Source organism: Marinomonas rhizomae, assembly GCF_003315485.1.
GTDB lineage: Bacteria > Pseudomonadota > Gammaproteobacteria > Pseudomonadales > Marinomonadaceae > Marinomonas > Marinomonas rhizomae.
Genome location: NZ_QNSE01000021.1, coordinates 28,136 through 50,279, shown reverse-complemented (window position 1 = coordinate 50,279; position 22,144 = coordinate 28,136). Strand labels below are relative to the sequence as shown.

The following is a 22,144-nucleotide window of genomic DNA, read 5'->3' as shown; positions in this document are numbered from 1 at the left end:
CTTAACGCCGCAATAAAAGGCGAGCGGTAGCGAGTCCAGCCCACGTCTTTTGTGGGCGGATTTTAATTGCTTTGTTATACCGATTTTTTAGCAATTATAGTTACTCCCTCGGTGTAGCTATACCCGTAACCGTAACCATAACCTGAGTCGCCATTATGGCCGCTGCCCGTTGATTTATAACTGTAATCATAATTTCCAGATGTAACTGATGTTACTGTTACAACTTCATAACCATTTTTATTCAATTCATCTACGGCACCAGCTATATCATTAGATAAACGCTCGCCATCAACCCATCGATCAGAGAATCCTGTCTGCTCCCATTCCTTTACTTTTTTGGTGACATCCTTTTCTCCACCAAAAAATCCAGCCTTCTTTTCACCTGTGGCAACTTTCTTTGTGACTTCTTTACCTATCGCTTGGAAATGTGCAGGTACATATACAACTTTATTCAATTTGAACTCCTTATCTTTAGGTATAACGCCGCAATAAAAGGCGAGCGGTAGCGAGTCCAGCCCACGTCTTTTGTGGGCGGATTTTAATTGCTTTGTTATACCGATTTTTTAGCAATTATAGTTACTCCCTCGGTGTAGCTATACCCGTAACCGTAACCATAACCTGAGTCGCCATTATGGCCGCTGCCCGTTGATTTATAACTGTAATCATAATTTCCAGATGTAACTGATGTTACTGTTACAACTTCATAACCATTTTTATTCAATTCATCTACGGCACCAGCTATATCATTAGATAAACGCTCGCCATCAACCCATCGATCAGAGAATCCTGTCTGCTCCCATTCCTTTATTTTTTTGGTGACATCCTTTTCTCCACCAAAAAATCCAGCCTTCTTTTCACCTGTGGCAACTTTCTTTGTGACTTCTTTACCTATCGCTTGGAAATGTGCAGGTACATATACAACTTTATTCAATTTGAACTCCTTATCTTTAGGTATAACGCCCGCATAAGGGCCAACAAAATGTAGCGGCGGTTTGGTTAAACTTGGGCGCAGCACAAAACTAAAACGCCGCGTAGTTTTGTTGTCCTAGTGAGCGAAGCGACCGACTTGATGCGATTGTTATGTAACTATTGCACCGCGATATGGACTTCTATTTCATTGCCGTTTGGGTAATATTCAAAGTCTGTTGAAAATAACCTTTGATGCTCACAGCTTTCATTAGAGAAGTATTCCCATACCTCTGTCCATGCATCTATGGCGATTTGAGGCATTTCCCCTTTATATGTGAACACTAGGTACTTACCTTTAGGAATAGTTATTTGCTCAATATCTACATTTGATGGGTATGACTGACCATCAAAACCAGCGAGAACGGTGAACATCCCGTTATGGTCTGATTCGTAGTTGTAGTAAGCGCCGTAAACACGTTCACCATTTTTATAGTCAACAGGAATACTTTCATCGAAAGATTGCCACAATGCGGGTATTTTTCCATTTGGACTCATTTCTGCCGCATTATTTGTTCTAGTCGATATACCGTTAATAGTTTTTTCTGAAACGAGCCTTAATTCCATCACAATACTCTTGTAGTTACATAACGCCGCGCTCTGCGGAAATTTACAAGCGCTAGCGAGTAAATTTTCCGTAGCAGCGCCTTGTTAACTTTCTTTATCAAGTTCAAGCTCTTCTCTTATTTTCTCGTCTGACGGTAGGCTATCGAAATGAGGGACATACGATAGAGCCCTAAATAAGAAGTAACAACCAAATACTAAACCTATTTCTTGAAATAGCGGTACGAATTGCCCCATTAAAATAGACAATACGCAAACGAGTATTGCTTTAATCAAGTAATGCAGCGCGCCATATGCAGCTATGCGAAAAGCATGAGTTTTTAAAACTTGTTCATCTCTAATTTTTGTAGCTTTGAACGCTTTAGCAAAATAATTTGCGACTTCTTTATCTTTAGAAAGCTTTTGAGATGCAAACACCAAGAGTTTCTGACCTCCTGTTAACAGCGCCCAAAATAAAGCTGAGCCAAGAGCTCCTTGAATGATTATTGGCCATTCCAATATTGTTTGAATAATTTCCATATCTGATACCAAAAGTTAACATTTTAATAGTGCGCTTGCGCATCTACACTGTTTTTAATTTCCATATAAATCCCTATAAAAAACTGATTCTATGGCACTTTTTAACCTTTTCCACAGACTGGTTAATTGGAAACCCGAGCGTGCGAGTTTACACATTTATCCACAGCACGTTATATGGGCTTTGTTTTATCTTGTTGATTGATACTAAAAGACTTTCTGGCTTACTACTAGTACAAATACGCAAAATAGGACTATTCAAAACTGGCAAACCGAGCCATAAGTTGGCAGCCATAAAAATAAACTGTATATTTGTACAGCTCTCATCAATTATCCACAAGGAGTGTGTGATGTCTTCTAGCCCTTTTCTCAATTTTATTCGCCAAGAGCTGCGCCTACGCGGTTATAGCTTAAAGACAGAGAAATCTTACCTGTATTGGATTAAATATTTTATTCGATTCCATAAGCTACAACACCCTCAAAACATGGGCGCAGAAGAAGTAAGAGCATTTTTATCGTTTCTAGCCGTTGAGCAACATGTCGCCATTAACACCCAAAAATCTGCCTTGAATGCCCTCGCTTTTTTATATAACAAATTACTGGATCAACCATTGGGAGATTTAGGGTTTCAGCATGCCAAGCAAGGTCGACGCCTGCCCATTGTTTTAGCGGCCAATGAGATTCAAAACATACTAGGCTTTATGAATGAACGAGACCACTTAATATTTTCGTTGCTGTATGGTTCGGGCCTTAGAATTAGCGAATGTTTGCGTATTCGCATTCAAGATATTAATTTGGATCAGGGCAGTTTGGCGGTAAGGTGCAGTAAGGGAAACAAAGACAGAACCACTATTCTTAGCCGTAAGTTAGCCGAGGCGTTAAACAAGCAAAAAGCCTATGCACAACAAATTCAACAAGATGACAACGCCAAGGGGTATGGGCCATCCTTGCCATTTGCGCTGTCTAAAAAGTACCCAAATGCATTTCGTCAATTGAGTTGGATGTTTTTATTTCCCTCTACATCAATAAGTCCACATCCTGTGACTGGTGAACTATGCAGGCACCACTTGCATGATTCTGTGCCTCGTAAGGCCTTGAAAAAAGCAGTCGACAAGGCATCGATCAATGAAAAAAGAGTTAATTGTCATACTTTCCGACATTCTTTTGCGACTCATTTACTCATGGCAGGGCGAGACATAAGAACCGTTCAAGAATTGCTTGGGCATAACGATGTGTCAACAACACAAATTTACACCCATGTTATTGGCCAGCATTTTGCGGGAACAAATAGCCCTCTTGATCAAATTTTATAACATGATGGGATGGAAGGCGCTGTCGCTTTTCACTCAGCCACTCAAGCCTGTAAGTGTTTTTGAGGGCGTTTCACCAAACAATTGTTTGTAGTCTTTGGCAAACTGACTCAGGTGCCAGAAGCCCCACTGGGCAGCGATGTCGCTGACGGCTTGTCCGTGTTGGGCTTGGACTAGAGATCGACGCACTCCGTTTAATCGGCTGATGCGCAAGTATTGAATTGGGCTGACGCCGAGGATGCTTTCGAAGCTGTATTGCAAGGTACGACGGCTGACGCTGGCAATTTCGCATAATTGCGTCACGGTAACGGGTTCATCAAGGTGATGATCAAGGAACTGTCGCGCGCAATCGACGACTTTTTTACGGTGAAAATAACTTTGTGTTTTGGCAGGTTGTGGGGTTTCCACTTTGAGAACTTCCAACAACGCCATCATGACTATATCTTGCTGCAAGCGTGGCGGTGTTGTTTTGTTTTGCATCGAAAGCAAACGCGCGAGCACAAAGCGTACTTCTTCTAATGTTTTGTCTGGCACCCCAAGGCGACCATATTCGGTAAGCTCTTTCCAATTTAGATCGACACCATGGATCAATGCCATTTCCATCAGTTTGGACTGATCCACCACCAATCCATATAAATCATAATCTTGCGGTGTGGAAAGCTGAAAATCACAATCGCCCGGTCGACACATAATGTTATTTTCATGAATCGTTAAACCGTTAATGCGGCTTTCTTCTTGATCGGAAAGGGGAATCCCCAGCCAAACAGAATCTGGCCAAACGACACATTTTTGCTGCAATGCCTGACTGGTATGTTCACAAAAAACCTGCAAGCCATCAAACGGCAGCTCGACAATACGACCATAAAAACTGCCGCGGCTGGTCTGGTCGTATTCTTGCTGCCAGTTAGTCAAATTACTGGCGTGTAAGTCTGCATCGTGCGCTTCCGACACACGAGCTTTTGATATATCAGAGAAAGAGCCCTGTTTTGGTGCATCAATCATTGAATTCAACATAACCATACCTGTCTGTATTTGTTTTTCTCACAGAATATGAGGAATTAAAAACCTAAGATTTTGAAAAACATACTGTTTATAAGTTTTGCCATAATTCGATAACGTCAGTTTATACATTTCCGTAATGTTAACTAACGTTAATGATTTTAGGTGTAAGCAAATCTTATGCCCTTTTTTATGTTGGTTTTGTGAGCCAACTCAATATCAGTAAAGCGCGAGAAACGGTTATGAGCAAGCCAAATTCGACTTTTCAATTTAGGAACTTTCAATTCAAGAATACGGTAGGAGAACGCACCTTCGGCTTTGTCGATCTTGCAGATCTAATGGCCAAAGCAACACCTGCCCGTTCCGGAGATCGCTTAGCGGGTGTTGCAGCAGAAAGCGCTGAAGAACGCGCCATCGCACAAATGACATTGGCCGATGTGCCATTAAGTCTTTTTCTTGAGCAAGCCCTCGTTCCCTACGAAGAAGACGAAATTACCCGATTAATATTAGACGATCATGACAAGTCTGCTTTTTCTTTGATTTCACACCTTACCGTAGGTGGCTTTCGTGATTGGTTGTTAAGTGATTTGGCCACCAGCGACGTGCTTATTCAGATTCGTCCGGGCGTAACACCAGAAATGGCCGCCGCGGTGAGTAAGATAATGCGCAATCAGGATTTGATTCTGGTCGCGAAAAAATGCCATGTAAAAACCGCCTTTCGCAACACCATTGGTTTGCCGGGGCATTTGTCGACACGTTTACAACCCAATCACCCAACGGACGATTTAACTGGCATCGCCGCCAGTATGTTAGACGGTTTGCTTTATGCCAATGGTGATGCGGTGATCGGCATCAACCCTGCCACCGACAACGTGCAGCAAGCCACGCGCTTGATCAAGATGATGGACGAAGTCATTCAGCATTATGAAATACCGACTCAGTCCTGCGTTTTAACTCACGTGACCAATACCATTGAATGCATCGATCAAGGCGCGCCAGTGGATTTGGTGTTCCAATCGATTGGCGGCACCCAAGCCACCAACGACAGTTTTGGTTTTAACCTAGCGAATCTGGCCGAAGCGCAAGACGCGGCCTTGTCATTGAATCGTGGCACGGTTGGCAATAACGTCATGTACTTTGAAACGGGCCAAGGCAGCGCTTTGTCAGCGAATGCCAATCACGGTTTGGACCAACAAACTTGCGAGGCCCGTGCCTATGCGGTAGCACGTAAATTCAATCCATTACTGGTTAACACTGTGGTCGGTTTTATCGGCCCAGAATACTTATACGATGGCAAAGAAATCACTCGCGCGGGTTTGGAAGATCACTTCTGCGGAAAATTGCTTGGTTTACCCATGGGATGCGATGTGTGTTACACCAATCACGCCGAAGCTGACCAAAATGATATGGATAATTTATTGACACTTTTAGGTGTCGCTGGCTGCACCTTTGTTATGGGAATTCCCGGTTCCGACGACATCATGCTGAACTATCAGACGACCTCTTTTCATGATGCCTTGTATGCTCGTCGAGCATTGGGTTTAAAGCCCGCGCCGGAGTTTGACCTCTGGTTAACTAAGATGGAGATTTTCAAAAACAACGAGCAATTCACTCTCAACCACCAGCTGCCGGATGCGTTCCATCAGTCACTTAATCGCATGATTGGAGGTCGCTCATGAGCCAAGACGACTACCCATCCGATAAGTCTTTCCCGACACATCCACATGCACCAGCTGCGACGGAACAAGGCTCTAAAACCACCAGCAAAGAAGAGCCAGTCACCGAGAACGCTTGGAACAAACTCAATGCTTTTACGGATGCTCGCGTTGGCTTGGGTCGTTCTGGGATCAGCGTTCCAACCAAACATTTATTAGCCTTTCAGCTTGCCCATGCTCAAGCCATCGATGCCGTTCATACACAACTCGATAGCGATACCTTGTCGAAAACACTCATGGAGCAAAATTGGGCGAAAGATTGGATGACAAACTGTGCCCCCCTAATGCTGCACAGTCGCGCGACGGACCGTGCTACCTATTTACAGCGCCCAGATTATGGCCGCAGGTTGGATGAAGAATCGGCCAACATACTAGACGAACATCGAGCGTCCACCTCGCAAGACTACGATCTCGCCATTGTGGTGGTCGATGGTCTGTCATCTCTCGCAATAGAGCAAAATACGCAGCCTTTTCTGCAGGCACTTTTTAGCCACTTAGACGATTGGAACCTAGCGCCTATCAGCTTTGTAAAACAAGGCCGCGTGGCAATTGGCGACGAAGTTTGTGAACGCCTAAACGCAAAATGCGTCTTGGTGTTGATCGGTGAACGTCCTGGGTTGAGTTCGCCCGATAGCTTAGGTTTGTATCTCACTTGGAACGGCAAAGTCGGTCTCACCGATGCCTATCGAAACTGCATATCCAACGTCCGTCCAGCGGGCTTGGTGTACCAAGAAGCCGCGCGCAAAGCTTTTTATTTGCTGAAAGAAGCACGCACCTTGAAGTTGTCTGGCGTCAAACTAAAAGACCGATCAGACGATGACCTAATCATAGATACATCAACGGAGTCGAAGAACTTCCTCATATCCTGAGGAGAATAAAATAAAAATGCACTAAACGTACAAAAAAAATGCACCAAAACTATAAGCCCATTGGGCAAAAAATGACGGTTTAAAACTCAACTTATAGAGAACAACTGGAACAAAAGGAACATACAATGTCTGATCAAATCAATAAAGATTATCTGGCGAAACGCCAGTTAAAAAGAGGCTCCGCAGGCTGGATCTTGCTAGCAGGTTTGGGCGTATCTTATGTCATTTCAGGTGACTTCGCTGGCTGGAACTTTGGTATTGCTGAAGCTGGCTGGGGCGGTTTTGCCATTGCCGCAGGTTTGATGGCGGTGATGTATTTCACGCTGGTTCTATCCCTAGCGGAAATGTCGGCAGCGATTCCTGCTGCGGGTGGCGGTTACAGTTTTGCTCGCCAAGCAATGGGACCGACGGGCGGTTATTTAACGGGCTTGGCGGTATTAATTGAATACGCATTAGCGCCTGCAGCCATTGTTATTTTCATCGGTTCTGCAGTAGAAGCTCTATTAGGGTTTAATGGACCTTGGGTTTACGCTGCTTTTTATATTGTCTTTATTGGCATCCACTTGGCGGGTGCGGGCGAAGCGCTAAAGGTGATGATGGTCATCAGTGGCTTAGCCGTTATCGCCATTCTAGCAACAGCGGTTGCACTGATTGGTGATTTCGACACAAGCCGCTTATTTGATGTTGCCGTCACCGATGCGGCTGGAGCGTCTGAATTTATGCCTATGGGCTGGTATGGTGTTTGGGCGGCATTACCATTTGGTATGTGGCTATTCTTAGCCGTTGAAGGTGTGCCTCTTGCAGCGGAAGAAGCCAAAGACCCAGCGAAAGATGTTCCTAAAGGCATTATCGGCGCGATGATTTTCTTACTTTTCACTGCTCTTTTAGTAGTGTTTTTATTAGCGGGTGCCGCAGGTGCAGATGCCATGGGTAAAAGCGCAGTGCCATTGGTGGACGCTTTAAACTTTGCTGGACATGAATCCTTAGGCACAGCTGTCAACGTCTTGGGGCTTGCTGGATTAATCGCGTCTTTCTTCTCGATCATCTATGGTTACAGTCGTTTGGTTTTCGCCTTGTCTCGCGCTGGCTACCTTCCTCAAAACTTGTCTGTTACAGACAAACGCAAAGTACCTTCTCGTGCTTTGATCGTACCAGGCGTTTTAGGCTTTCTGGCATCTTTGACTGGCGAAGGTGATCTAATGTTAGCCATGGCGGTTGTTGGCGCGACTGTGTCTTATGCCTTGATGGCACTCAGCCATATCTTATTGCGCATCAAGCAACCAAACATGGAACGCCCATATAAAACACCTGGTGGAATCGTGACGTCGTCCATTGCTTTTGTTTTGTCTTTATTAGCACTGACAGGTGTGTACGCTTACGATCCACGCGCGTTTTTCTACACGCTCGTATTGTTTGCCATCGGTGCCGCTTACTACTTCGTGTACAGCAAGAACCGCCTTGTGGCGAAAACGCCAGAAGAAGAGTTCGATATGTTGGCCGCTGCTGAAGCAGACCTTGCTACGTCGGCTTAATTCGACTCAATAGGATTGGAAACAACAAAAAGCCCCGCATTGTTCAATGCGGGGCTTTTTGTTTTCTAGACATTCTCAGTAAGCAGATTATGATTTAACAAGGTTCATACTTTGCAAAGCAAGACGTTCTGGCTCCATCATGTAACGATAAGATAAGGCCGCCACAATACCACCAATAAAGATGGCGTAGTTTGCCAAAGCACTGAACACAAAGGTCGCTAAGATAGACACAGCGCCAGCAATAGCCAAGGCATACACGCTTTTTTTATTCACACCATTGTCATACCAATAGCAGCCTTTTGGCGATTCCGTATACAGAGCGGGGATATCAATATGGCCTTTCTTAATAAAGAAGTAATCAACAATAATAATGCCGTACAGAGGCCCTATCATCGCGCCTAATACATCTACTGTATAGTGAATCACTTCAGGGTTATTGAACAAGTTCCAAGGTGTTAGCAAAACAGAACCAAATGCGGCAATAAAACCGCCCGCTTTAAAGCTGATTTTCTGTGGTGATACATTAGAAAAATCAAACGCAGGCGCCACAAAGTTCGCCACGATGTTGATGCCCACTGTCGCAAAGATAAAAGTCAGTGCGCCCAGTACCGTAATAAAACCAGAATCTAGGCGTTTCACCGTTTCTACAGGGTCGGTAATCATCTCCCCAAACACTGGAATGGAAGCAGAAACAATCACCACACTAAATAAAGAAAACAGTACAAAGTTAAGCGGTAAGCCTAATAGATTACCCAGCTTTAATTTTTTATAGCTGCCGCAATAGCGAGAAAAGTCACTAAAGTTAAGAGTTGGGCCTGCAAAATAACCGGCTACTAAAGCAATCGCGATGAACATCTGCACATAAACGTCCATGCCAGTTAGATTGGAGTCACTCAAGTTAAAGCTGATATTATCCCAACCAGCCAAATCAATCATATAAATACACAAAGCAAACATCGCCACATAAATAGCAGGGCCAGACCAGTCAATTACTTTACGAATCATGTCCATACCAAACATAAACACAATACCTTGCACGACCCACATGGCAGAGAAGCCAATCCAACCTAGGTACGAAAGCCCAATAAAAGATTCATCAGCAAGCGGCGCCATTCCAGGGAAGAAGTACAATAGCAAGATAATAAAGGAACTCGACGCCAGAAAAGTTTGAATACCGTACCAAACGACCGCTATCAAGCCACGAATGATGGCCGGAATATTGGCACCGAACACGCCGAAAGACATACGAGCAACCACAGGAAATGGCACACCGGCTTTTTGACCAGGTTTGCCCATCAAGTTGGCAAATAGCAACACAATCGAGATCCCCAGCAACAAACTGATAAACACTTGAATCCCATTTAATCCCAACGCAAACAAGCTAGCAGCAAACACATAACCACCAACACTGTGCACATCAGACATCCAAAAAGCGAAGATACTATACCAACCCCACTTTTGATCTTTCTCCGGTAGAAGATCGCTATTCGCTAATCTAGGGCTTTGCTCAAACTCTTGTTTCATGATTCTGTTCCTTTTTAATTGTATACAATGACAAATACAATTTACGTGCCAAAAACGAAAACCAAAGAATCTAAGGAAAAACCATAATTTATAGAAATAAACCCTAAAATTACGCACTAATTCGAGTCAAAGAATAAAAAACACACCTTTATTGTGCAGAATAATTGTGTCTTTATTTAAGATGTGTCTGATGATTTGTCGTGCTATATTATTTAATCAACAAAATTAACCAATACATTGTATACATTAAATAGAGAGCTTCATGTCCAATGACGAGAATATCTACCGACAAATGCTAAAAGCTATTGTCGAACATCAATTGCCACCAGGGGCGCGCTTACCAGAAGATCGTCTATCTGAAGCCTTTGGCGTAAGTAGAACCGGCATACGTAAAGTATTGCATCGACTCGCCTTAGAGCATTTTGTGGTGGTTGAAAAAAACAAGGGAGCACAAGTAAACCACCCAAGTGAAGCCGAAGCACTTGAGGTGCTAGACAGTCGCATTCTCATTGAGCCGCAACTTACTCCAGCCTTACTTCAGCACTGGAGCTCAGCTCAATCGCAGCGTTTTCGTACCATGGCGCTAGAAGAAAAACGCGCTGAAAAAGACAATCAACTCGCTGATGCCATTCAATTAACCGCCCGCTTTCATTATGAATTAGCAACGTTAGCTGGCAACCAAGTGCTTGCTCGCTTTGTCGAGCAGCTCTGCTATCGCTCCTCTCTCATTCTTGCCGCTTACGGTACTCGTGGTAGTGTCGGTTGCGAGTGCGGCGACCACTCTCAATTCCTTGATATTCTTGACCAAGGTAACGAAAGCGAAGCGGAAACTTGGATGACTCATCACCTCAAACACATCAAATCTTCACTCATTCTTGAAAACAAAGCTGAAGAGAACATCGATTTCCAGCAACTTTTTGGCCGCTAGGAGCACCATGCGAATCCAACTAATCAATCCAAACACCAGTGCTGATATGACCCAAGCAATGGCACTGAGCGCACAGTCTATTGCGCTGAATAGCACCCACATTATCGCTAGCACACCAGAACATGGCCCCAAAAGCATCGAATGCGCTTTTGATGAAGTCATTGCCAGCGCCGCCCTGCTTGACCTTATCGAACAAGGTAAACAACAAGGTGTTGACGCTCACATCATTGCTTGTTTTGGTGATCCTGCCTTAGACGCAGCGCGCGAATTGGCTGACGCTCCGGTGATCGGTATTGCCGAAGCGGGTTTTCACATGGCCAGTCTGATTGCCCATCGTTTTGGGGTTGTGACCACGCTATCTCGAACATTACCAGCGAGTGAGCATTTACTACAAAAATACGGTTATAAGCATCACTGTAGTGGCGTCAGAGCCACAGACATTCCTGTTTTAGCCTTGGAAAATATTGAGCCTGAAGCCTACCAACTTCTGAAAGCGGAATGTTTAGCAGCTATCGAGGAAGACGGCGCCGAAGCCATTGTCTTAGGTTGTGCAGGTATGTCTGCACTGGTTGAAAAATTGGCAGCAGAACTGCCAGTGCCCATCATTGATGGCGTGACCGCGGCGGTAAAGCTGGCAGAATCATTGCATCAGTTAGGCTTACAAACTTCTAAAACGGGTCAATATGGACAACGCATCAGCAAACCCTTTATTGGCCGTTATGCCCACTGGAGCAAGTAACTTTTTAACTTGCCATCCATACAACATGGAACCGATACAATGAAACATTATTTAGAACGTGATTTCGCCGGTTATGGCCGTCAAGGGCTGCCAAACGTAAAATGGCCAAACAACGCCCGAGTTGCCCTACAGTTTGTTTTAAACTTTGAAGAAGGCGGTGAGAACTGCGTCTTACACGGTGATGAACATGCCGAGACTTTTTTGTCGGAAATTTTCGGTGCACAGCCTTTCAAAGATCGTCATATGAGCATGGAATCCCTTTACGAGTACGGTTCCCGCACTGGCGTTTGGCGTATCCTTAACGAGTTCGAAAAACGCGGGCTGCCGCTGACGGTTTTTGCCATCGCCACCGCCTTACAGCGTAATCCGGAAGTAGCAAAAGCCTTTGTAGAAGGCAAACACGAGATTGTGTGTCATGGCTTAAAATGGATTCATTACCAAGACATGCCCATCGAACAAGAGCGGGAACACATGCAACAAGCTCTCGCCTTAATAGAAGAAATCACTGGCGTGAAACCTGTTGGCTGGTACACAGGACGCGACTCGCCAAATACTCGCGCTTTAGTCGCAGAACATACGCAACTAAAATACGATTCCGACAACTACGGCGATGACCTACCTTATTGGGTGAAAGTCGACACGCTTGATGGTGGCAGCAAACCGCACCTTATCGTGCCTTATACTCTCGACTGCAACGACATGAAATTTTCTTCGCCGTACGGCTTTAACCATGGCGAGGAGTTTTTCCAATACTTGAAAGACAACTTCGATTGTTTGTATGAAGAAGGCGCCACCGCACCAAAAATGATGTCCATCGGCATGCACTGCCGAACCTTAGGGAAGCCCAGCCGTTTCATGGCATTGAAAAAATTCTTAGATTACGTGCAGTCTCACGACGATGTATGGATCGCAAAACGAGAAGACATTGCAGATCATTGGATTATGAATCATTATCCAACGAGATAAGACCTTAGTAGTTATCCACAATAACTAAAACCGAGTTCAAAACGAAAAACGCCTCGTAATAGTATTTACTGAGGCGTTTTCATTCTGTTTATAAGAAAGCCCTCTTCTCTCCCTGATAATATTGACAAAAAAACAACCAGCCTATTTAATGGTAGTAATTATCATTTCTATTAATTATTTTTAAGGGCCAATTTCATGCCGCACAATGCAAACCTCAGTGTGCACCATGATGTTATGCACTCTTTATATATAAACCATCATAATTGGTTATATGCTTGGATCCGTAAGCGTTTAGACAATCAATGTGATGCGGCTGATTTGACTCAAGACACTTTCTTACGCATTCACGCTAAACAAAATGCTGACACAATCAATGAACCTAAAGCGTATTTGGCAACAATCGCAAAAGGTCTTGTTGGCCATTTTTATCGCCGTAAATCATTGGAACAAGCTTACCTTGAACTTTTAGCAGAGCAGCCTGAGTCTTTCGCCATTTCAGCAGAAAGTAAGTCCATTATTTTACAAACCTTAGAAGAAATAGATGCCCTGCTTAGCGCCCTGCCGAGTAATGTAAAACAGGTGTTTTTGATGTCTATAATAGAAGGTAAAAAATACCAACAAATCGCCGATGAAATGAACCTTTCTCTCGCCACTGTGAAGCGATATATGAAGCAAGCTTATGTTAAGTGTTTCATTCTAATGGAGAGCAATTTTTTTGAATAAGATATCAAAAAAAAGCATGTTAGAAGCGGCTGACTGGCTCGTAAAACAACAAGAAAGAACACTTACCGACACAGAGCAAGAACAATTAGAAAAATGGCTACAATCGGACAGAAACAATCAATTTGCATGGCAACGTGCCCAGCGTTTTATAAGCCAAATTGATACTCTACCTAAAGATATTGCCTACACGGTACTGAACCGACCTGACGATGAAAACCGCCGCTTACACATTGGAAAGCTAGCATTAATCTTAGCTTCTGGACCCTTGGTATGGGGAAGTTATAAAACAATCGAAACACAGCAGTGGACTGCCGATTACCGCACAGCAAAAGGGCAGCAAAAACAAATAACCTTACCAGATGGGACCACTGTTAAGCTCAATACGGCGACCGCCTTTGATATTTCTTTTAACGGTAAATCACGCTTATTATCATTACGGGAAGGTGAAATCCAAGTCCATACTGCAACAACAAGCTCTCAAGAACTGAAGCCCCTTATAGTTCAAACTCAGGAAGCGGTTTTATCGCCCACAGAGACGAACTTTACGGTACGTCAGTACAATGAAATGACACGGGTAGGGATTATTAAAGGACCGCTAAAAGTGACCCCGAAGTTTGCAAATAACGCACAAGGTGCTTTCTTTGACACTGGCCATCAAATCGAGCTATCAAGCCATGCATTCTTATCCGATAACGCTCTCAAATCAGAGACAACGTCATGGCTAGACAACATGCTAGCCGTGCACAACATGCCATTAAAGCAATTTATTGAAGAAGTTTCCCGCTACCACAGAGGACGGTTAAGAGTTTCCCCCGACATTGCAAATATTGATGTGTCTGGTGCTTTCCCCCTCCAAGATATCAACATCATCTTTAATATGCTGTCACATACCTACCCTATCAATATAAACAGCCACCTTGGTAATTATTGGGTAACTTTAGAAGCCACCTAAGGGAAGAGTAGGAAAATAGAGCAATCCACATAAAAAATAATTTTTATTATTACTGACACTTTTTTTCTTTTCAGGTGGCTTATTAGTTAAACAACTCATAAGTAGAAAAACTTTAAAGAAGGAGGTGGCTGTGTCTACCCGTAAAAACACGCTGTTCAAAACACGATTCCAAATAGCAATCAGCACGACATTAACTTGTAGTGGTTTACTAATCGCTTCGGGGATTAGCTCGCACGCTTTGGCGCAAGACACCCCACACCAGAATGTTCACCAACAACTAAAAATAGAAGCAGGTAATCTTGGAAGTGTGCTCACTAGCTTTGCCGCTCATCACAATATTGCGCTTTCATTTGACTCAGCACTGACGCAAAACCTTAAAACTAAAGGTATTTCTGGTAATACCAGTCCGATCGATCTCATTAAGCAATTGTTATCGAATACAGATTTGGAAATACTTTCTAATCAAGATGGTACCTATAGCTTAGTGGAACGTGGTCAGTATATTACGACAGACGACCAGGCAACTAACCTGAATACACTGGTTATCCAAACCAGTCGATCAAATACAAAAAAAGAAGACAGCCCTCAAGTCATTACGGTCATCAATCGTCAGCAAATTGAAGAGCAGCTTTCTATTTCTACCGATAGCTCCCAAGCCCTATCTAACCTGCTGCCGGCTTATTCTCCAAATACACAAAAATTAAATAACAGTAGCCAGACATTCCGCGGTCGCTCTGTTCTATACATGATAGATGGCGTTCCACAATCAAACCCCATTCGAGAGGGCAGCCGCTCTGCGCACACTATCGACCTTTCTATGGTCGAACGCATTGAAGTCATCCATGGCGCAACCGCTGTTCATGGTTTAGGGGCAACTGGTGGCATTATTAACTTCATCACAAAATCAACTCGCTCAAATGAACTCAAACAGCACGTCGATGTACAAATGACCACACCGACTGACGAAATAAGCAAGGACACCCTGTCTTATAAAATTGGCTATCAAGCAGAAGGTTCACAAGGTGATTTCGATTACCTTGTCGGTCTAACTAACGAGGTACAAGGCATGTACCTCGATGCGGACGGGGATTATGTTGGCGCGGCAACGGTTCGTGGCGACATAATGGACTCAAAAAGCTACGACACATTCGTCAAGCTTGGTTACTGGCTTAGCGACGAAAAAAGGCTAGAACTAGAAGTTAATAAGTACAGAATGAAAGGGCGCATGAACTTTACTGGCGTAGATGGTGATAGAGACAATGGTGTGGCAACCAGTTCGGTAAAAGGAACACCATCAGAAGGCGTCGCTCCTTACAACGACGTACAAACAACTAGCCTTTTCTACTCAGACAGTGACCTTGATGGTATGACGTTTAAGGCTCAAGTTTTTCACCAAGACTTTGAAGGACGTTATGGGGCATCAAACTCCAATAGCTTTCAGGATACCAGCATTGCGCCAAGCGGAACCCTATACGACCAAAGCCAAAACCAGTCAGAAAAGCTTGGGGCAAAATTTAGTTTAACAAAAGACGATCTATTAGATAACGCTTTAAGCATCACGACAGGATTAGACTTGCTAGAGGACAAAACCAGTCAGGTGTTAATATTAACCAAGCGTACATATGTACCAGAAACAGAATACACTAACTATGCGCCTTTCATTCAGTTTGAATATAAGCCAACTGAACGCCTAGTGTTACAGGCTGGAGTTCGTGATGAACACGCTAAACTAGACGTAAATACCTACCAAACAGTAGCAGCTAACAACAGTGTAACAGTCAATGGCGGAAGCCCAAGCTTCCATGAAACGGTCTACAATGCAGGTGCGGTATTCAAAATAACACCTATCGTTAGTGTTTTTGCTAACTACTCTCAAGGTTTTGGTATGCCTGATGTCGGACGCGTATTACGCGGCGTCAGCACAACAGGTCAAGATGTTGACACATTGATAGACTTATCGCCTATTGTGACAGATAACTATGAAGTCGGCTTACGTGTAAATCGTCACCCTTACGATATCGAAGTCAGTTATTACGAATCTAACTCTGACTTAGGTAGCCGCATCGTTGAAAATAACGGGTTGTATATCGTCAAACGCGAGAAAAAAGAAATCCAAGGTGCAGAAGCTTCTTTAGGGTATCAATTGAATAAAGAGCACAAACTGCAAGCAAGCTACTCTTACATCCAAGGAAAATCAGATGCCGATGGTGATGGTAAAGTGGAAACTAGGCTGACCGGTGCAGACATTTCACCTAACCGCTTAGTGGCGTCATGGAACGCAACTTGGAATGAAAAATTGTCTTCTTTGTTGCAAGTAAGCCATGCCTTCGACCGAAGCTTTGATGATGAAGATTTAAACTTTGACGGATACACTCTGGTCGATGCTTCCATTGGCTATTCACTACCCATTGGTAAGATGAATGTCTCCGTTGCAAACCTATTGAACGAAGACTATTTCACCTATTATTCCCAAGCAGCCTACGCAAATGACAGCTTCTACTTTAAAGGCAGAGGTCGTACTGTAACACTGGCTTATGGTTTAGATTTCTAATCATCCGGCTAACTCTCCTCTTATTTTCAAGAGGAGAGTTAGCGCTTCTTTAAAGGCACAGGGCAAGTCCCACAATACACAGCTGGATCAGTGGCCTGGTAGTAAAAACAACAAGTACGTCGTACACGAACCGGCTTTTCTGATAACGCGGTCAACTGCTTTTTTCGATAAAAACCCGTCAATGGGTTTTCATTTAAGCCAAATAGTTTTGTCGTATTTTTATCCAGAAGATAAGCGTAATCAGCTTCTGCGATCGCCCTCTTCTCCTCACTAACAGCGGCTAAAATACGCTGTTCATAGATACTAAACACTCGCACTGCAACATTTTCCCAGAGAATTCGTCGCGATACTTTAGTCAAGCGATAGAAGTGTTCAACTAGTAAGGTTAGATGCCCAGCAAATACCTTATGCAAGATCTCATCTCGCCAAATATCTCGCCCCTCTTTATCCAATCCTTTCCAAATAGACACCGACGTGTCTTTTAATGGCATCTTAGATTGCCATATTCTATTTTCTAACGAATATTCGAAAATACTATTCTCCAGCGAGCCATCAAGGCCTTTATTAAAGCCCGACATTGCATATAAAACGGGTGCCAAAGCAAGAAATGCAACACGTTTTATCACCAATGACGCCGTCACTTTCAGACTCGGCGCACCAAGCTCCGGCATGATTCTTTGCAATGTTTCTAAACACACCACCTCGTCTAGCAACTTACTAGAATCAATAGCAAGAAGCTCTTCCTGTCGATAAGATGTCAAACCAAATGCTGCTAATACATCCCATTCTTTAGCAAGCAGCTCATGTTTGCTATCTCGCTCAAACATGCTCAGCAGCCTGAGACTTAACCTTGCGTCCTTTTCCATAAGGAATGCACATCGGCGTACCAAATAGCGGATCGGCGCTAATATAGCATTCCATATCAAACACAGACTTCACCATATCATGATCTAAAATGGCTTCCGGTGCGCCCTGACAAAACACAGCACCGTCTTTAATCGCAATCATTTTATGAGCGTAACGCGCGGCAAGGTTCAGATCATGCAACACCATTAAAATGGTTGTCTGCTGGGTCAAATTAAGCTCAAACAATAAGTCTAGAATCTCTATTTGATGGGTTAAATCCAAATAAGTTGTCGGTTCATCTAATAGCAAAATATCGGTATTCTGCGCCAGTGCCATGGCAATCCAAGCTCGCTGTCTCTGGCCACCCGATAACGCATCGATAGAGCGATGAGTAAACTCAGTCATGTTGGTGTCTTGCAAGGCTTTACGTACTAAACGCTCGTCCTCTTCCGTCCAGCTTTGCAGCCAATTTTGATGAGGATAACGACCTTGGCGAACCAGCTGCTCAACCGTTAAACCTTCTGGCGCAACTGGGCCTTGAGGAAGAATCGCTAACTTCCGAGCCACGTCTTTTCCAGACAGAGAATGAATGTCCGCACCATTCAATAGAATCTGCCCTGTTGATGGTTTCAACAAACGAGCAAACGACTTAAGCAAAGTAGATTTACCACAGCCATTCCCGCCCACCAACACTGTAATTTGGTTAGGTTCAATGGCCAAATCCAAAGACTTAATAATGGTTTTTTTCTCATAACCTAAAGACAGCGCCACACTTTTTAATGGGTTGTTTTTCCCTAAGTGACTATTGCCTAAATTACGATCTAATAAATGATTTTCAGACAAGCTCATCGTTAAAAAATCCCAATATAGCTAATCGACTTAGAAACGCTGTCGATAGAGTAAGTAAATGAAAAATGGTGCACCAATCGCCGACACAAATACTCCTGCAGGAATATCCAAAGGCTGGAACAACAAACGACCACATAAATCAGCCAACATAACCAAACACGCCCCGACTAATGCAGAGGTTGGCAATAAAAGCGCAAAGCTGCGTGCAACAAGACGCCTGGCAATATGTGGCGCGATCAAACCAACAAAACCCACCGCACCAGCATAAGCAATCGCAGGGGCGGCCATAATCACACTCAAAAACAACAACGCCAAACGCAGGCGCTGTACCGGAATCCCCAGCCCTGTCGCCAGTTGATCGCCTAATTCCTGGGTATTCACTCTGCGCGCTAGATAAAACGCCAACGGCCACGAAACCAGCAACCAAGGCAGCAAAGCTTTCACCTCAACCCAGCTAGCTCCATACACACTGCCCGTTAGCCAAATATACGCCGTAATACTGGTAGAGAGCGGGCTTGCGGCAATAACAAAGGTCGTCACTGCGCCCATTGCCGAGGAAATACCAATACCGACTAATACCAGTCGCATCGGCGTCACGCCACTGTTCCAAGCCAGCGCGTAAATCAATAAAGCCGCCAACAAAGCGCCCGCAATGGCGAAAACTGGCAGCCAGATAACCCCCATTGCCGTCGCAAAGAAAGACATAAAACACACCGCAGCCGCAGAAGCGCCACCAGTGATACCAATAATGTCCGGTGACGCCAGCGGGTTGCGTATCATTGATTGCAATACCAAGCCAGACGAAGCCAATGCAGCCCCCACCATGGCCGCCAGCAACACCCTTGGCAAACGCAACGTTTCTACCACAAACTGTGTGCCTTGATCACCATGACCAAGTAGCGCCAGAAAAACGTCAGGCAAAACGATGAGCTCTTCACCTAAACACAGAGAAAGCAAAGTAATCGTTAGAAAAACAGCAAAGAGAGCGAGCATCGCCCATACGGAAAAAACAGGCGTCGAAAAAGAAAAAAAACGATGGCGAACACTAAAGAATTTACTCACGCTTACCTCCTTTTCGCGCCAAATAGATAAAGAAAGGTGCACCCAAAAGCGCCGTTGTCACACCAATCGGCACCTCTTCTGGCATAATGACAAAACGGCTAATCACATCCGCACACAACAATAAAATTGCGCCCCATAAAGCACTTAACGGAACCAGCCACTTATGGTCATAACCTACCAAGGAACGCACCATATGCGGCACCATCAAACCAATAAATCCAATGCTGCCACCAAGCGCGACCGAACCACCCGCCAGACCAATAATCAGCAAACTCAACACCACCTTAATCAGCACAGTGTTCTGGCCCAGTCCTTTAGCAATATCGTCACCGGACAACAGAATATTGATCTGTGGTGCCGCCAACATCGCCAATACAATACCGACAACAAAAGCGGGCACTAATGGCATCACCATAGACAAATCTCGACCCGATACGGAGCCCGCGACCCAAAACAATACACTGTCTAATCCTTCTTGCCCTATCACCAATATGCCTTGGGTAAACGCCATAAACAGCGCTGAAATCGCCGCGCCAGACAAGACAATACGCACTGGAGATAAACCATCTTTTCCTAAACTCCCCAGGCCATACACCAAGGCTCCAGCAACAGCAGCGCCAACAAACGCCAACCAAAGAAAAGTATTCAAGGAAGTAACGGAAAAGAAAGTAGAAAATAAAACAATGGCAAACACAGCGCCCGAGTTAACACCAAAAATAGACGGTGAAGCCAGCGGATTACGCGTTAATGCTTGCATCAGTACGCCAGAAACAGCTAACGCAGAACCAACCAAACAAGCAACAAGAGCACGAGATAAACGTGTGGTGCGAATAATAACGTGATCTATAGATTGAGGATCAAACGCCCAAAATGCCGTCCAAATTGATTTGCTTGAAATGACATATTGACCATAAGCAATACTCCCCAATAAGGAGAGCATAAGACATAAAATAGACAGAGCAAGAAGGCTCCATTTAACAGTGTGGCTGCTATGTAAGTGCATAAATGCTCTAATGATTGACCTGAGGTAATTGATAGATTTGGTACAGCTGGTCTAGTATTTTCTCAGCGCCTAGAATCCCGCCAGACAACAACCAAGCCACATTATCTACTTCATATACTTGCTTATTTTTAGGCGCCGTTAGCATTTTCCATAACGGATGTGCACGCCATGCATCGTAATTTTGCCTAACGGCCGAATCATTGGAATGCAAAATAATAAAAAACACATCAGCATTCACACTTGGCAAAGCTTCTTTAGTTTTTAGCTTCACCCCCCAACCAGTTTTATTTGGCAACGGGAATTTAAAACCTATCTCTTTTAGCACCACGCCAGGATAGCTTTGATTCAAATACAGACGTAAATGATCAGCACGAATATTGAGAATCGCCGCCGTTAATGGCCAATTTACCTCACGCTTTTTAACTTCATTATGGAAATGAGTAATACGCTGCTGAAACTCACCCCAAATCAGCTTACCTTTCTCTTGTTTATTCAGAGCTTCAGCGGTTAAATCCAACGTAGTTTTAAAGTCGTAAACATTTTCTGCCATGACAGTGGGTGCGATCTGCGACAGTTGACGATAGATCTTTTCATGACGCGACTTGGTACCAATAATCAAATCTGGTTTCAGCGCAACAATGGCTTCTAGGTTTGGTTGAGTCTCTAACCCCACATGAGCAACACCTTGCAAAGCACCCCGCAAATATTCATAGGTTGGCTGCTGCGCCCAAGAATCCACAACACCAACAGGTGTCACACCTAATGCCACTGCAGAATCCGTCGCTCCTTGAAACAAGGTCACCACACGTAAGACTTTTTGGGGAACTTCAGAGCGCCCCATAGCATGGACAACCTCTTTATAGGCATCATTTTTACTATCCGAAGCCATCACCTGATTGACTGACACTAACATCAGCAAACACGCTGTCAGCCAAAACAGCCATTTTCTTACTTGGTTTACCAGCATACTGGGGAACTTCCTTCATTGTTCTTATAAAAAGATTACTATAATAACAATTATCATCCTCATAAACATTAAGTAGGCTATAAAAGGCTTAACGAAAGTCAATAAAAAAGCCTAAGTCATCGACTCAGGCTTTTAAGGTTTTTGCAGTACAAAAGTAGACATTAACCAAACACTAAATCATCCGGCACGGTGACAAAAATCGAGTGGCGAATTTCGTTGAACAAGGCTTTGCTGCAATGACCTTCGCCTTCGGTGTCTTCTAACAAGACCACATCCCCTGCACCAAACTGGCGAGTTTCACCGGATGACACTGTAAACTCGCAGCGGCCTTTGATGATAAACAACAACTGACGCTGTGGCGCTGGATGCCATTTGAAATCATAGTCACTTGGGGTTTCACGGAAGATCATCTCACCTGCTGGAAAACGCTCCGACAAAAAGCCAATTGGGCCACCATCACGAACATCAACATTCAAATCACCGAAGTGACTTTTACCCTGATCATCGTTAAAAATACGCGTAAATTGCATCGAATATTCCTCTATTTTCCGTAATTTTATTTA

Annotated in this window: 22 protein-coding genes; 10 read left to right on the top strand and 12 right to left on the bottom strand. The window is 44.1% G+C overall.

Features of this window, described 5'->3' with window-relative positions:
- Positions 1–74: 74 nt before the first annotated feature.
- The 4 genes from DFP80_RS19760 to DFP80_RS19745 form a co-directional block, all read right to left on the bottom strand.
- The gene (locus tag DFP80_RS19760; protein ID WP_113918508.1) at positions 75–455 is read right to left on the bottom strand and encodes a hypothetical protein; all 381 of its coding nucleotides are present in this window, start codon (positions 453–455) and stop codon (positions 75–77) included.
- Between the two features lie 95 nt (positions 456–550).
- Positions 551–931 carry a hypothetical protein gene (locus DFP80_RS19755; RefSeq protein WP_113918512.1) on the bottom strand — a complete coding sequence of 127 codons (381 nt, stop codon included), beginning with the start codon at positions 929–931 and terminating at the stop codon, positions 551–553.
- Positions 932–1,086: 155 nt separating this feature from the next.
- Positions 1,087–1,533 carry a GyrI-like domain-containing protein gene (locus tag DFP80_RS19750; RefSeq protein WP_113918507.1) on the bottom strand — a complete coding sequence of 149 codons (447 nt, stop codon included), beginning with the start codon at positions 1,531–1,533 and terminating at the stop codon, positions 1,087–1,089.
- 84 nt (positions 1,534–1,617) lie between these two features.
- A complete protein-coding gene (locus DFP80_RS19745) occupies positions 1,618–2,049 on the bottom strand; it encodes a hypothetical protein (protein WP_113918506.1) in 432 nt (143 codons plus the stop codon).
- A 347-nt stretch (positions 2,050–2,396) separates the two neighbouring features.
- On the opposite strand from DFP80_RS19745, the gene DFP80_RS19740 reads away from it, so the two are divergent.
- Complete coding sequence (locus DFP80_RS19740) at positions 2,397–3,359, top strand: integron integrase (RefSeq protein ID WP_113918505.1); 963 nt, start codon at positions 2,397–2,399, stop codon at positions 3,357–3,359.
- Positions 3,360–3,392: 33 nt separating this feature from the next.
- Here the strand turns inward: DFP80_RS19740 and DFP80_RS19735 are convergent, their stop codons facing one another.
- The gene (locus DFP80_RS19735; RefSeq protein ID WP_113918504.1) at positions 3,393–4,370 is read right to left on the bottom strand and encodes a helix-turn-helix domain-containing protein; all 978 of its coding nucleotides are present in this window, start codon (positions 4,368–4,370) and stop codon (positions 3,393–3,395) included.
- 227 nt (positions 4,371–4,597) lie between these two features.
- Between DFP80_RS19735 and DFP80_RS19730 the strand changes: the two genes are divergently transcribed.
- The 3 genes from DFP80_RS19730 (at position 4,598) to eat (ending at position 8,471) form a co-directional block, all read left to right on the top strand.
- Positions 4,598–6,034 carry an ethanolamine ammonia-lyase subunit EutB gene (locus DFP80_RS19730; RefSeq protein WP_113918511.1) on the top strand — a complete coding sequence of 479 codons (1,437 nt, stop codon included), beginning with the start codon at positions 4,598–4,600 and terminating at the stop codon, positions 6,032–6,034.
- A complete protein-coding gene (gene eutC, locus DFP80_RS19725; RefSeq protein ID WP_113918503.1) occupies positions 6,031–6,939 on the top strand; it encodes an ethanolamine ammonia-lyase subunit EutC in 909 nt (302 codons plus the stop codon). Before DFP80_RS19730 ends, eutC begins: the two co-directional genes overlap by 4 nt.
- Before the next feature lie 125 nt (positions 6,940–7,064).
- Positions 7,065–8,471: an ethanolamine permease gene (gene eat / locus DFP80_RS19720; protein ID WP_113918502.1), complete on the top strand. Its 1,407-nt coding sequence runs from the start codon at positions 7,065–7,067 to the stop codon at positions 8,469–8,471.
- Positions 8,472–8,558: 87 nt separating this feature from the next.
- Here the strand turns inward: eat and DFP80_RS19715 are convergent, their stop codons facing one another.
- Positions 8,559–9,995: an NCS1 family nucleobase:cation symporter-1 gene (locus tag DFP80_RS19715; protein ID WP_113918501.1), complete on the bottom strand. Its 1,437-nt coding sequence runs from the start codon at positions 9,993–9,995 to the stop codon at positions 8,559–8,561.
- Positions 9,996–10,257: 262 nt separating this feature from the next.
- Here DFP80_RS19715 and DFP80_RS19710 point away from each other — a divergent pair, with 262 nt between their 5' ends.
- From DFP80_RS19710 to DFP80_RS19685, 6 genes are all read left to right on the top strand, one after another.
- Positions 10,258–10,923: a GntR family transcriptional regulator gene (locus DFP80_RS19710; protein ID WP_113918500.1), complete on the top strand. Its 666-nt coding sequence runs from the start codon at positions 10,258–10,260 to the stop codon at positions 10,921–10,923.
- 7 nt (positions 10,924–10,930) lie between these two features.
- On the top strand, positions 10,931–11,662 hold the full coding sequence (locus tag DFP80_RS19705) for an aspartate/glutamate racemase family protein (RefSeq protein ID WP_113918499.1): 732 nt from the start codon (positions 10,931–10,933) through the stop codon (positions 11,660–11,662).
- Between the two features lie 39 nt (positions 11,663–11,701).
- Positions 11,702–12,628: an allantoinase PuuE gene (gene puuE / locus DFP80_RS19700; protein ID WP_113918498.1), complete on the top strand. Its 927-nt coding sequence runs from the start codon at positions 11,702–11,704 to the stop codon at positions 12,626–12,628.
- A 195-nt stretch (positions 12,629–12,823) separates the two neighbouring features.
- A complete protein-coding gene (locus tag DFP80_RS19695) occupies positions 12,824–13,351 on the top strand; it encodes a sigma-70 family RNA polymerase sigma factor (RefSeq protein WP_113918497.1) in 528 nt (175 codons plus the stop codon).
- Positions 13,344–14,303 (top strand): FecR domain-containing protein, encoded by a 960-nt coding sequence (locus DFP80_RS19690; protein WP_147243859.1) that lies wholly within the window; start codon positions 13,344–13,346, stop codon positions 14,301–14,303. Before DFP80_RS19695 ends, DFP80_RS19690 begins: the two co-directional genes overlap by 8 nt.
- 130 nt (positions 14,304–14,433) lie before the next feature.
- Complete coding sequence (locus DFP80_RS19685; protein WP_241560321.1) at positions 14,434–16,854, top strand: TonB-dependent receptor; 2,421 nt, start codon at positions 14,434–14,436, stop codon at positions 16,852–16,854.
- 38 nt (positions 16,855–16,892) lie between these two features.
- Here DFP80_RS19685 and DFP80_RS19680 read toward each other — a convergent pair whose 3' ends face one another.
- The 6 genes from DFP80_RS19680 to DFP80_RS19655 all read right to left on the bottom strand — a co-directional run bounded on the left by DFP80_RS19680 (position 16,893) and on the right by DFP80_RS19655 (position 22,111).
- The gene (locus DFP80_RS19680; RefSeq protein WP_113918495.1) at positions 16,893–17,681 is read right to left on the bottom strand and encodes an IucA/IucC family C-terminal-domain containing protein; all 789 of its coding nucleotides are present in this window, start codon (positions 17,679–17,681) and stop codon (positions 16,893–16,895) included.
- A complete protein-coding gene (locus DFP80_RS19675; RefSeq protein ID WP_113918494.1) occupies positions 17,674–18,549 on the bottom strand; it encodes an ABC transporter ATP-binding protein in 876 nt (291 codons plus the stop codon). Before DFP80_RS19675 ends, DFP80_RS19680 begins: the two co-directional genes overlap by 8 nt.
- Positions 18,550–18,579: 30 nt before the next feature.
- Entirely contained in the window at positions 18,580–19,611 is a 1,032-nt protein-coding gene (locus DFP80_RS19670) for a FecCD family ABC transporter permease (protein WP_113918493.1), read from the bottom strand.
- On the bottom strand, positions 19,604–20,614 hold the full coding sequence (locus tag DFP80_RS19665; protein ID WP_113918492.1) for a FecCD family ABC transporter permease: 1,011 nt from the start codon (positions 20,612–20,614) through the stop codon (positions 19,604–19,606). Before DFP80_RS19665 ends, DFP80_RS19670 begins: the two co-directional genes overlap by 8 nt.
- A 7-nt stretch (positions 20,615–20,621) precedes the next feature.
- Complete coding sequence (locus tag DFP80_RS19660) at positions 20,622–21,581, bottom strand: ABC transporter substrate-binding protein (RefSeq protein WP_113918491.1); 960 nt, start codon at positions 21,579–21,581, stop codon at positions 20,622–20,624.
- A gap of 161 nt (positions 21,582–21,742) precedes the next feature.
- Positions 21,743–22,111 carry a cupin domain-containing protein gene (locus DFP80_RS19655; protein WP_113918490.1) on the bottom strand — a complete coding sequence of 123 codons (369 nt, stop codon included), beginning with the start codon at positions 22,109–22,111 and terminating at the stop codon, positions 21,743–21,745.
- Between the last annotated feature and the right edge of the window lie 33 nt (positions 22,112–22,144).